Origin of the sequence: Amphritea atlantica, from assembly GCF_018860855.1 — a bacterium.
GTDB lineage: Bacteria > Pseudomonadota > Gammaproteobacteria > Pseudomonadales > Balneatricaceae > Amphritea > Amphritea atlantica_A.
Map to the genome: position 1 here is coordinate 22,648 of NZ_JAHKQE010000043.1, position 12,879 is coordinate 35,526.

The 12,879-nt window shown below is 42.7% G+C and carries 9 protein-coding genes; 5 read left to right on the forward strand and 4 right to left on the reverse strand.

The window, feature by feature from the left end:
• Positions 1–303: 303 nt before the first annotated feature.
• Positions 304–1,788 carry a PLP-dependent aminotransferase family protein gene (locus KO512_RS17805; RefSeq protein WP_215953674.1) on the reverse strand — a complete coding sequence of 495 codons (1,485 nt, stop codon included), beginning with the start codon at positions 1,786–1,788 and terminating at the stop codon, positions 304–306.
• Between the two features lie 67 nt (positions 1,789–1,855).
• Positions 1,856–3,142, reverse strand: coding sequence for an aminotransferase family protein (locus KO512_RS17810; RefSeq protein ID WP_215953675.1), 1,287 nt, complete (start codon positions 3,140–3,142; stop codon positions 1,856–1,858).
• An 863-nt stretch (positions 3,143–4,005) separates the two neighbouring features.
• Between KO512_RS17810 and KO512_RS17815 the strand changes: the two genes are divergently transcribed.
• From KO512_RS17815 to KO512_RS17835, 5 genes are all read left to right on the forward strand, one after another.
• Entirely contained in the window at positions 4,006–5,250 is a 1,245-nt protein-coding gene (locus KO512_RS17815) for an aromatic ring-hydroxylating oxygenase subunit alpha (protein ID WP_215953676.1), read from the forward strand.
• A 78-nt stretch (positions 5,251–5,328) separates the two neighbouring features.
• Complete coding sequence (locus KO512_RS17820; RefSeq protein ID WP_215953677.1) at positions 5,329–6,411, forward strand: hybrid-cluster NAD(P)-dependent oxidoreductase; 1,083 nt, start codon at positions 5,329–5,331, stop codon at positions 6,409–6,411.
• A 120-nt stretch (positions 6,412–6,531) separates the two neighbouring features.
• Positions 6,532–7,476 carry a GlxA family transcriptional regulator gene (locus KO512_RS17825; protein WP_215953678.1) on the forward strand — a complete coding sequence of 315 codons (945 nt, stop codon included), beginning with the start codon at positions 6,532–6,534 and terminating at the stop codon, positions 7,474–7,476.
• A gap of 872 nt (positions 7,477–8,348) precedes the next feature.
• Positions 8,349–9,782 carry a hypothetical protein gene (locus KO512_RS17830; RefSeq protein WP_215953679.1) on the forward strand — a complete coding sequence of 478 codons (1,434 nt, stop codon included), beginning with the start codon at positions 8,349–8,351 and terminating at the stop codon, positions 9,780–9,782.
• Between the two features lie 260 nt (positions 9,783–10,042).
• Positions 10,043–10,678, forward strand: a complete 636-nt coding sequence (locus KO512_RS17835; protein WP_215953680.1) for a hypothetical protein — start codon at positions 10,043–10,045, stop codon at positions 10,676–10,678.
• 429 nt (positions 10,679–11,107) lie between these two features.
• Here the strand turns inward: KO512_RS17835 and KO512_RS17840 are convergent, their stop codons facing one another.
• Both KO512_RS17840 and KO512_RS17845 read right to left on the reverse strand, forming a co-directional pair.
• A complete protein-coding gene (locus KO512_RS17840; RefSeq protein WP_215953681.1) occupies positions 11,108–11,881 on the reverse strand; it encodes a short-chain dehydrogenase/reductase in 774 nt (257 codons plus the stop codon).
• 82 nt (positions 11,882–11,963) lie between these two features.
• Positions 11,964–12,848: a PhzF family phenazine biosynthesis protein gene (locus tag KO512_RS17845; protein ID WP_215953682.1), complete on the reverse strand. Its 885-nt coding sequence runs from the start codon at positions 12,846–12,848 to the stop codon at positions 11,964–11,966.
• Between the last annotated feature and the right edge of the window lie 31 nt (positions 12,849–12,879).

A 12,879-nucleotide genomic window follows, 5' to 3' on the forward strand; every position in this document is an offset into this window, starting at 1 on the left:
TAATAAAGGGGGGAGCTAGAGTAAAGGGAAGGTACGAACAAGTCCAATTTTACTTGACCGCTACAATGGTAGTAACCACCGTTGATGGTCAATTAACGCCTACTTTTAGCACCTGCTACAAAGGGGAGGATTCCCAACGTTACTGACCGGTTGATACAGATGAGCACCATTGTTTTTCGAGGAGATCGCAAATGACTTGCTGAAAGAGTTGGAAGAGATTATAAATTGATTGCTTGGTAGGATTTTATTTTAATGAGATTTTTTGAAAGAATGCTTGTTTTGAAAAGATGGTTGTAGATCGGTTTATGATTTATTAGTTATATTTTTTATTATGTTAGAAATAAGCGTCAATCCATCACGAATCTTTTTTTCATCGAGTAATAAAAAACCTAACTTGATGAAATTATGACCTTGTTTATGGTCAGCAAAGAAAACTGCACCCGGCTCAATGACAATACTATGCTGACGTAAGATGTGCGCTAGTTCTCTTGTGTTAATTTCAGATGGGACTTCAATCCATAGATTTAACCCTCCTGACGACGACGTTATTTTCCAATCAGGTAGTAGCTCCTCAATTAACAGTTGACAGACTTTCCACCTTTTTTTTGCAACCCGTCGAAGATTTCGTATTTGTTGTTCATAGCCTCTATTCATAATAAAGTGAGCAAGAGTCCGCTGTTCATGTCCAGATAGATTTCGTAACTGATAGCGTCGTATATCCTGCAAAGATGCAATGATTTCCTTATGTGCAACGATATAAGCGATCCGACATACTGCGCCAAGGTGTTTTGAAAAACCACTGATGTATATGATGTTGTCCAACCCGTGTGATGCTATCGGAGGAGATGAGCGACCTATGAATCTCATTTCTGCATCATAATCATCTTCAATAATACAGCAGCCTAAGCGCTTAGCTAGCTGTAGTAATCCAGATTTACGTGGATTAGACATACTGATATTACTAGGTAACTGGTGGCTTGGGGTTGTATAAATAATCTCTGTGTTGGCGGGTATTTCCTTTAAAGTGATCCCTCCTTTATCTAGAGGTACTTCCGTTAATGTTGCCCCAGCTCGAAGAAAGGTATGGCGTGCGTCTGGGTAACCAGGGTCTTCTATTGCCACAGGAGTACCTTGCTGTATTAGTAATTCGGAAATTAAATAGAGGGCGTGTTGAGTGCCTGCTGTCAGTATTATATTTTCGGGTGCCGCTGTAATACCCCGAGGAGCAAGAATGTTATAGAGGATGGCACTCACTAAAGCGGGGTCATCAGCGCCAAAATTATCATATAAGCTGAACTGACGACTGTCTTCTTGAAATGCTTCTCTAGACGCTTTAATCCAAGCAGAAAAAGGGAAGAGGTCTTGAGGAATTGAGGCGGTAATAAAAGGAAAAGAAAACTGAGAATCGCCTGTTGAACGTTTGACTTGATCAGGGTTGCCAGGCGTTTCTGTTTTTTTGGCTCTGCGCATCCAGTCTTGAGGAATAGGGTTTAGTGATGGCGCTTTTTTCGATGAATGTTGAGCTGCGGTTTCTGGGTTGATATACCAGCCTGAGCGTGGTTTAGAATAAATAACCCCCTGAGATTCAAGCTCCTCATATGCTTTTAAAACGGTGTTAAGACTTATATTAAGTTGTTCTGCTAGATGACGTGTTGATGGCAACTTTAAGCTTTGAAAGCATCCATCCCCGATGAATTTTTCGATCCCTTTTTTAGTCTGTAAAAAAAGAGGGGTAGGGGACTCACGATCGATCTGAATGTAACGATCTAAGATTTCAACGCCGGACATCGAGCTCATCCTGTTTAGAGTGCTATTTTTAGTACTGTTCGGCGTTGAAACTGAAATACTCCAGCCTTTAGCCTGCAGCTAATTTAGATGCAACGTTTTTAACGGCATTAATCATTACTTGGAGCATATTATCACATTCATTTTTGCTCATGTTAAGCGGCGGGTTGATACGGATAATTCCATCTGCGGCTGCCACAATACAACCATTATGCTCGCACTCTTGAGCTACTTTTTTAGCGATACTGGCCGATGAATGCCCATTAAAGTCACAAAACTCTAATCCCCACATATGTCCGAAGCCTCTTATTTTACCGATAATTGGCGCGTCGGAAATAAGGTCAAATGTCGAGCGAATGAGCTCTTCATTCAATGTGACTTGAGAGCATAGATCATCTCGTTCGACGATTTCTATCGCTTTTAAAGCAATACTGCAGCCGACAGGGTGACCTGCCATCGTAATGACCATCTTCAGTGGCACCTTGTGGTGTTGCAGATCATCATAGATGACTTTATCAACGGCGACGGCCGCTAAAGGAAAATAGCCAGCGGTGATGCCTTTGCCAAGGGTCACTATATCGGGGCGAATATCTTCTTGCTGAAAAGCGAACCAAGTCCCTGAGCGGCCAAAGCCTGTAATCACTTCATCGACGATTAATGTGATCTCATATTGATCGCATAGTTGCCGTAAAAGTTTAAGGTAGCCTTTAGGTGGAACAATGACACCGCCGGCAAAATTAACAGGTTCAACAAATAAACAGGCAATTCGTTCAGAACCAATAGCGTCAACGGTAGTTTCGATTTGCTTTTGTATTTCAGCGAGCGAAAATAGTTCGCCAGTATTGGCATTTCGAGCACTAGAAATATGCACAAAGTCTGCGTTGTCTGGTCGACCTTCTACTCGAAATGCTTCAAAACCAGTAATGTATTGTGCTTGTCCAAGGTTGCCGTGATAGCTCCTATCTAATGATATACATACAGTTTTGTTTAAATGACCAAGAGCCTTCCAACGTCTACGTGCGATGCTAAGTGCCATCTCATTAGATGATGACCCGCTAAGCGAGTATTTGATCATGTAGTTGCCACCTAACAATGTGCTAAGTCGTTCAGATAGGGCAATGCTAGAGGCACTCAGGTGTTCGGGGGAACAGTAAGATAGATTTTTGAGTGATGCTGCGGCAGCGTCCACGAGCTCTGAATGACCATGCCCTAGGTTCAAACAACTGTGACCAGAAACCGCTTCATAAGCAGGTTCTTTACCTTCGATACTAACCCACCCTCCGCAGCCTGAACTGACGACGGTTTCAGGAACATTGTTACCTTCGAAGTCTTCGATCCATTGTGACATTTGTTTCATTGTTCACCCTTTTATGGAAATGATGGTGACCTGATATTAATTCTCTAACATAAGTCATTGTATGCATGATAAACGCGTGATTAGACTATAAATAAATATCTGAACCTGTAGAAGTATCAGAAAAAGTAATTTTGATAGGTGCAGATTGGATGTCTATTCGTTATAAAGTTTGCTTTTGTTGATTGTGAGTAGTGCACGCATATATCTAAATTTTGGACACACAATGACATCACTGAGCATTGCGGTAACTCGATTCAAGCCCACTATCAAAAAGCGAAGCTGTTGAGCAAAGCAGCGCAGCACATCACCGATAATATTGTTGATTACAGTACCCCTTCAGGCTTACGAAAGAGGCTGGGGAAGCTAGGTTTTTTGCAAGCTAATTCCGAACCATAAGCTATAAACAAAAAGTGAAGTGGTTGAACAAGGCGCCGACTTTTAACATTCATGTGATGTGATTTAACGCGCCTGTCGATGTATATCTACATCGTGCATGTGTACACGGTGTAGATGTAAAAAAACTGCTTCTTGAGGGGGAGAGATGATTAAGCGTTACCCAGCGTCGAACTATCGGAAATTCAGGGAAGGGGCGTTTAATGAATGGAGAAAGCCACTACTTAAGGCTTCTCGCTTGGGTGATGAAATTAACTTATCAGTCCCCCTCAGTGTACAGCGTGAAAGACACTTTCTCATGTAATCGTATTAGAAAAGTCCCTCCATATTTCTTTTGAAATGTCTATTTTGAACCCTATCTTGACGATTTTCGATGAAAAATCAGCGAATGAGCAGGCTAAACTGAGTCGGTATAAAGACTTGGTTTAAGGCGTTTTAAATAAACATGACAATATAGGCAGGAACAAGGTATGCATCAAAAAACACGTGAGCAGTTGGTAAATCGGCAATCTGGGTACTCGCTTGACCGAGACTTCTACACAGATCCCGATATTTTTGAAGATGATTTGAACGAGGTGTACTTCAAAGAATGGTTATTTGCGACGCCTGCCTGTGAATTGCCCAAGGTGGGAAATTACATTGTCTACAAAATAGCGGATTATCAAATTGTGATCGTGCGAGGCAGTGACAATGAAATACGAGCCTTTCACAACACGTGTCGACATCGCGGTTCGGTTATTTGTCGTGAGGAAAAGGGCGCGGCTGCAAAATTGGTGTGTCCTTATCATAACTGGACATACGACTTGGACGGATCATTGCTTTGGGCGCGAGACATGGGAGAGGATTTTAACCCGGAAGAGCATGGGTTAAAGACAGTTCATTGCCGCAACTTATCTGGTCTGGTGTATATCTGTCTGGCTGAGAACGCCCCAGACATTGAGTCTTTTGCGCGGGTTCTTCGTCCTTATATTGAACCGCACGATTTGGAAGACGCCAAGGTGGCCTATCAATCCAAAATTATTGAGAACGGGAATTGGAAATTGGTGTGGGAAAACAACCGTGAATGTTATCACTGCTTGTCGAATCACCCAAGTTTGCTGCGCAGCTTCCCTGAAGACCCTCGTGTTTCTTTTCTTGGTGAAGGCTCAACGCCAGATTATATCTCTGAGCACTTTTCCTCCTGCAAAACCATTGGTTTGGCCGCAGAGTTTCAGGTGCCAGAAGATGGGCATTATCGTTTATCTCGTATGCCATTATTACCTGGTGCAAAAAGCTTCACCATGGATGGCGAGTTTGCCGTGCCAAATAAACGGCTTGGAAGGATTGAATGGGATCAGGCGGGTGTGTGCAATAAGTTTCATTATCCGAGTACTTGGGCATACTTTCTTCCAGATCATTGTATGACCTTTCGAGTCACACCGATTAGCCCGACAGAAACTGAGTTGGTCACCTGTTGGCTGGTGAATAAAGACGCAAAAGAAGGCGTAGATTACGACCTAAAACATTTGATTGAGGTCTGGGAAGCAACAAACGCAGAAGACAGACGTGTGGTAGAGGACAATCAAAAAGGGGTGAACTCCCCAGCGTTTGTACCAGGGCCTTATTCACCATTGCATGAATTGAGTGTGGATGGGTTTGTGCAATGGTACTGCGATAAGCTGGCCTCTCGGATGCCTGAAAAAGAAACCACTATGAGCATCATCGCGTCTGTTTAACGACGCTTTTATCGATACAAACATTGTAAAAAACCATACAGTGTTTGTATTTCTTTAAAAAATCAAAAGGAATACAGGATGAAAGATTCTTCTATCAGTCTGGATCACAACGACTGGACGGACGATGAGCTTTTAGAATGTGTGTCTGTTATCTCTGAAACGTCTAATACCATGAGCTTCTCTTTCTGCTCGCCATCAGGCGCTTTATTTCGCTATAAAGCAGGGCAGTTTTTGACGCTTGAAATACCATTGCCTGGTGGTTCTGTATTTCGCACTTATACCATATCGTCTTCACCAACACGGCCACATCTGATTACTTTAACCATAAAAGCTCAGGCTGATAGTGTCGGTTCTCGTTGGTTGATGGATCACTTTACCTCCGGCATGACAATTAAAGCTATAGGGCCTGCGGGTCATTTTACTTATGTCGATCAGCTGCCCAGCGATCATCATAGCGTACAGTATTTGTTCATTTCTGCCGGTTCTGGTGTGACACCTATGATATCGATGGTGACAGACATGCTGGATAGAAATCACGACATTGATATTGTGTTCGTTTATTGTACGAGACGGCCTTCAGACATTATTTTTCGCAAAAGATTAGAAGAAATGGCAGCTCGACACCCTAATTTTAATCTTAAGTTTATTGTCAAAGAAGCAGACGCTTTTCAAGCGTGGACAGGCTACCAAGGGCGTTTTAATCTGGCGATGTTAACTCTTATTGCGCCGGACTATCTCAATCGTGACGTCTATTGTTGTGGCCCTCAATCTTTTATGGCATCAGTAAAAACAATGCTTTTAACGCAAAACTTTGACCCATTGAATTACCATGAGGAAAGTTTTTCAGCGCCTATCGAAAGTAAAACGTGCGTTCCTGATATCAATACGGATCAAAATGAAACGATAGAAATACACTTTGCTTTGTCGAATATTAATCGTCAAGCAAGGCCAGGGGAAAGCCTATTAACGGTGGCAAGAGCCGCGGGTATTGTGATTCCATCCGCGTGTCAGTTTGGTATGTGCGGTACTTGTAAAGTGAAAAAACACTCAGGTAATATTGAAATGCACCACAATGGTGGTATTTCTCAAAATGAGATAGAAGCAGGCTATATTCTAGCTTGTTGTTCACAGCCTAAAGGAAACGTCTCCATTGATGTGTAGTAGCGTCATTGATGGCCCATTTTTCGAGCCAGTCTGCATGCAAAGCGTTAGTTTTGCCTTAGGTTGCCACGCAAATTTAAGAGCGCGCCAACGGGTTTTGTATCGAGAGTATGAATATCCATGAATGATATTGTCATAATGGTATTGGTTGAACCGGGCTTTGTGCCAACAGAACTGTCTTTAATACAAGACGTATTGCGCATTGCGAATCGACTCAACCAAAATAACGTGTTCAAAGTGCATTATTGCACCTCTTGCGGCCAAGATATCGTAGAAGGCCTTGGCGGACTTTTGGTTCGAACCCAAGCTATATCTGAATTAGCGAACCAAAACGCAGATTATTTTATTGTCCTCGGTGGTGTTGGTTTTCAGCATCGTTTTGATCAATTGCGGTTTTGGATAAAAAGTATTGAGCGTAAAGGGTGTCAGATTTTACTGTTGTCAGACGCCGCGTCAGAGTGGAAAAGTCACAATCCGCTGGACCTAAACGTGACCACCCACTGGGAAAATTACCAATTGTTGCGTGACACAAGCTTAATCCACAGTGTTAGTCTTCCGCTTCATTCTCGCAGCAAGCGATTCATCAGTTCTGCCGGCATGATGGCAACCGCAGATGTGGTGCTAAATTACATCATCGAGCCTCACTCTAGCGCATTGGCTCACGCGGTCAGTCGCGTACTTTTAATGAATGCTATTCGAACGTCCGACATCGACCAACCACGAAGTGAAAATGACAATGCTCTGCTACAAAAAGCAGGCTTAGGGCGAGTGATTCAATTGATGGAAGACAACCTAGAAGCCCCATTGCTCATAAAAGAGTTAGCTGATCAAACCGGCTGTTCCATTCGTCAGCTTGAGCGTCGTTTTCAAAAAGCGGTAGGCTGTAACCCCAAAGCGTTTTATCGAGCCCTGCGGCTCAAAAGAGCCAAAACACTGCTTGAGCAAACCAACATGACGACATTGGACATTGCTGTTAGTCTTGGCTTCTCCAGTAGTGCCAGTTTTTCTCGCCTTTACGCACTTAAATACGGCATAACACCTTCTCGTGCCCGAGTGTTAAGGTAAATTTCTGCCACTTGTTTTACAAACAACGCGCCTATTTATGACTTCGTTTCTGCACCGCTTTCACATGCTTGATGCTTGGCTGCAAGAGCAACGAGCCCTATGGTAATCCTCCCCTTTTTAGCAAGTGCTAAAAGTAGAGGTCATTGAGTGGATGCTAGTGAGGTTGGTTGGATTTCACCCAGTTCCTTATAGCGACTATGCAGCAAGGCTATAACAGAGAAGTCCAGAGTGTCCTCACACAGTTATCCACAGGATATGTGAGTAACTATAAGATTGGAGTCGTTAGCGGTAGTCGAAGAGGGTGTTCACTTTTGACCGTTTTGCCTCTTCCTGATTGGAATGTTCGGAGTGAATCAGCAGGAAAGCGTCTGCTCCTTGAAAACGGGTGTCGAAACATTCGACCCTCATTGAGGGGCTATTTCTAATCTATAGGGATGCTTGTTAGATTCTGCTGCTCAGTAGCTGGCCTTGCCTTCTGAGACAGCAGAAACCAGCACGTTAAGCTTGGTTAATGTCTATCAACTTAGTTTTAGTTGTGCTCAATACAATATGAATCTTGAGATTGCGTCCAGTAGCCAGGCATCGGGCATGGGTGAGTATGTATTTAAGGAGGGGCAGAGATCTTATAGAAAGCGAATCCCAATGCTTTTTTACTCAAATTTCAGATACAAAAAAGCCCTGCTAAGAAGCAAGGCTTAAATGATTTACGTTTGTGGTACCAGTGGCCGGACTCGAACCGGCACGCTTTTAAGGGCGGGGGATTTTGAATCTAATAGGCTTACAATTACATCTTAAGTTTCAGTGGCTTAGGTGATATTATTGTGAACTCTACAGGTTTGTCTACATATGATTGGCAAAGGAATGGTGTCCATATGGATAAATTGGCTTTTATTCAGCTCGTCACTAGGATGGATGAAAAACAGTATCAGATGCTGCTGTCTCAGCTGGATTTGAGCAAAGTTTTATCCTCTAATACGGATGTTGATTTCACACCCTCAAAAGATACGGATTGGATTTATGTCAATGAGTATATCTCTGTGTATCGCCAGAAAAGTAAAACAAAGTACTGGTCTGCTAGGATCAAAATCGATGCGGATGGCGAGGTTAAAGAAAAACGCTTTTCAACGAAAAAAGAGCATGTTGAAGACGCTAAAGTGTTTGCTACTGAACAGCGTTTAAAGTTGATGGGAAAGGTGGAGTCTGGTTACTCGCTCGATTTGAATTCGGACCTTTCATTCAGAGTCGTCGCCAACAAAGCAATTGCAGAGATGCAGGCTGTCATCGATAACCCTGCATTAAAAAATACAACATACAAAGACTATATCTCCTTACTGCAAAACCACATCATTGAGTTTTTTGGTGATACTAATATCAAGAATGTCGATTACCCCATGCTTATGGAGTATTTCGAGCAAACGACCGTACGTTCAAAGTCCCGGATTGTTATGCAAAAGACCTGTATTCGTAAGGTCTTTGCCTATGCGGTGAAAAAGCGTTTGGTGAGTGCACTACTCGTCCCAGACATGCCAACAGACATCGTCATTAAAGATCCTGATTATAATGTTCAGCCATTCAGTGAGCACGACCTCCAAGTGCTTCGGGATAACTATCCTAGCTTTATTGAAGCCAGTCGGACGAGACAAACAAGGCACTATCGTGAAGCATTCCAGCACTACTTTAGCTTCTTGTTATCCACCGGTGTGAGACCGGGTGAAGAGCCTAAAGGCATTGCGTTTAAGGACATATCAAAGCATTTAGATAAAGAGAGTGGCAATCACTACTATGTGATTCGATTACACAAAGGTAAGACGCAAACGAGTAAAAATAAGTATCGAGATATTGCGATTGATGCCACGGCGGTTTTGGCAATAGAGCATGTGAGTAAAACGCTCATGGGTTTGAAAACGGCAGAGCGTTTGGATTACTTGATTAAAAATTACCCAGATCGTTTTGTGTTTAAAAGCTATGTTTATGATACTTATCCGGCCTACGAACGGATTTTCAGTCGGCAGCAGTATTTGGATTACGTCAGTGACAAGTTACATCATGACAAGTATGTGACTTACAGTGCTCGACATACCTATATCAATAACCAATTGGCGGCCAATATCACCCACAATGACATCGCTGAGCATTGCGGTAACTCGATTCAAGTGATTGAAGCCCACTATCAAAAAGCGAAGCTATTGAACAAAGCACCGCAGCACATCGCCGGTAATATCGTTGATTACAGTACCCCTACAGGCTTGCGAGAGGGACTGGATAAGCTAGGTTTTTTGGAAGCTAATCCGAGCTATAAGCTATAAGCTATAACCAAAAAGCGAAGTTGTTGAACACAATACCGACTTTTAACATTTATATGATGTTATTTAACACGCCTGTCGATGTATATCTACATCGTACATGTGTACACGGTGTTGATGTTAAACAGACGGCTTCGTGAGGGGGAGAGATGATTAACCAATGGTGGTAAACCATCGTTGATAGTCGCTTAACTTCTACTTTTAACGCCTGCTCAAAAGGGGAAGATTACCAAGGAGTAGAGCTTGATGCAGAGTCTTCAATTTTGGAGTTTCTTGTCTGGGATCAGCCTCAGGAAGATGACTTCGGGCAAAATGTAAGAATTGTATTGGCATCAGGGGATTTTTCTAAAGAGGTTACAACTTCTGTTCTTTGGTTGAATGAACGTGATCTGGATATTACCTGTGTTCGACTAGGGCTTTATCGTTCTGGGGAGCAGCTTCTCCTGAATGCAGAGCAGATTGTGCCCTTACCTGAAGCAGAGGGATATCAGGTTGAGGTGCGTCAGAAACGCCGGGAAGAAAGGAGTTCCAGAGCTGGTACTAAGGATCGTTCTGTTCTTACCTTGAGTATTAATGGTGAGATCTTCAAGTCCCAATTTAAGAAGTCTGATATTGGACTAAATACTGTTCTTGCGGTTGAGCATTCAGGCCTTCTGGATAGAGATACTTTCGAGTTTTTACGAGAAGATATGTCTTGTAATTTCCAGCTTCTGAAAAGAGCAGATGAAGTTACCGATAACGAGCGGAAATATAGTAAATATAGAGTCTCTAGAGCCCCGGAACTGGAGTACGAGGGGGTTGGTTACTATGTAGCGCGGAACTGGGGTATTGGAAATATTAAGAGCTTTATAAATCGTGTAGCAGAGCGTTTTTCTCAGTTGTCTTACGAAATCGAATGACAAGTATAGGTGGGTTAAGCTACTCAAAAGTACGACGAGTGGCGGGCAGAAGTACAAAATAAAAAGATCTGCCCCTAATATGGTAATCCCCGAAAGATATCGGCGCTCAAAAGTAGAATATCTTCGTCATCTATACACAAGGTTGTTCTGCACGAACGACTTCTTAATCGTAGTTTCTCCTAGTGATAGAGGCCAGCATTGAACAGTATTATTCAAAAACTTTTTCTTAAAGAAGACTACATCCGTTGTCAAAAAGGGGAGGATTACCTCATGCTTGGGTGCTGTTTTGTAATCCTGACTTATACTGGCCGCTCCGCTATAGATTAGTCAATATTTTTCAACGTTCAACGTTCAACGTTCAACGTTCAACGCTTCTCCGCGCCACGATAATAGGCATCGGCAAAGATAAATACGTTGTTAGTCCCTTTTTTACATTTTCCAAGATAGGCCACCATCAATATCCAAGATTGTTCCTGATGTGTAAGCAGATTTATCAGAGGCCAAAAATGTAATTGCAGCCCCAAGTTCATCGCTTGTAGCAGCACGTCCAAAGGGTAGCTTATGTAAAAGTTCTTCCCAACGATCTGCATCATTTAAAATCAGGGCAGCTTTCTTACGTTGAAGGACTTCAAGGCGTTCCGTACTAACTGGACCTGGGTTCACACCAACAACCCTAATGTTATCTGCTGGGCTTGTTGACCCCATCGCTCTGGTCATAGCAATCAGAGATGAATTACCCATGCTGCCTGCAAGGTAATTCGAGTCAACCCGCGTTCCAGCCCATCCAATTACATTGACAATTACACCTTTACCACGGTTTTCCATATTTTCATAAAAGTAACGGGTCATTTCAATTGAGCCAAATACTTTTAGATCCCAAGATTTACGCCAGTCTTCTATCGAAACTTGCTTTAATCCGCCACCTGGTATCGCTCCAGCATTATTAACTAAAATATCTATATCTTTATAATTATTCGCTAAGGCTATTGCTGTTTTCGTCTCTGATATATCAGACGAACAGAACTCGACATTAACACCATATTGATTCTTTATTTCATTTGCAACGGAGTTTAGTAATTTAGAATCTCGTGCTACCAAAACAATATTGCAACCTTCTTCAGCTAGTGTTTTTGCAGTAGCTAAACCAATTCCTTTTGAACCACCAGTTATAAGGGCCCTTTGACCTGATAAACCTAAATCCATAGTTACTCCTTTAGAGAAACCAATCTCAAATTGTTGATTCGGCTAAAGTGTATCTGCCTAAATGAAAAGTCTAAGCAGCCCATTAGAAATGGAAGCTACCTGACACTGCAATTTTTGCTTCTCCGCCGATTTTAAACCGTCCAGGCTTGTCGGAACTTGAGGCGAATAGGAATGCATTACGTTTTAGTTTCTGCCCTTGGCGTGCTACGTAGTGGACAGGTATATTACCATTCGCAACAGCTACGGATGCAGCAGCGCAAGCATTTCCACCGCCGCAAGCCGCATCTTCTGGAACACCGATAATTGGTGCAAAGGATCGAACTTGGTATTGCGAAGGCTCGTATGATATCGGTGCTATGATCGTTACACCTGAAACGTCATGTTCGTGACTTAGTTCTAAAATCTTTTCTTGATTTGGTATGGCGCTGGAAACATCACATTCATCCTCAAAGAGCATTATTATCCAGTTTGCGCCAGCATGTACTAGATCACAGGAGGAAGCTTTTTTATGAACAGATATAGCTTGGCGAAATTTGACCTCAGTCTCTGAGGCGAGTGGGGTAACCTCTGCCACAACAGGCGTTTCAAACAGAATAATCGCTTTATTCTCGTGATGCTCCACAAGCATCTGAACTTCGCCTGCATTGCATTCCTGTATGAAGTCTTTCCTGTCTCGCCAGTCTTCATAGCGATTTCTCAATGATGCGAGTGCCCCAATTGAAGGGTGTCCCGCAAAGTTCAGTTCACAGGAAGGGGCAAAAATACGAACGGCATAGTCTGCATTCGCCCCCTTAGGCGTTACAAGGAAGACAGTTTCAGGTAACCCAATCCATGATGCAATTTTTTGCATGCGTGCATCTTCAATGTTATCTGCGTCATGAATGATAGCCACGGGATTACCTTCACCAACCTTGTCAGTGAAGACATCAACGATATCGACATTTAAATTTTTACCAACATTCACCATAACTTGCTCCTTATGGGTCTGTGACTTTTAA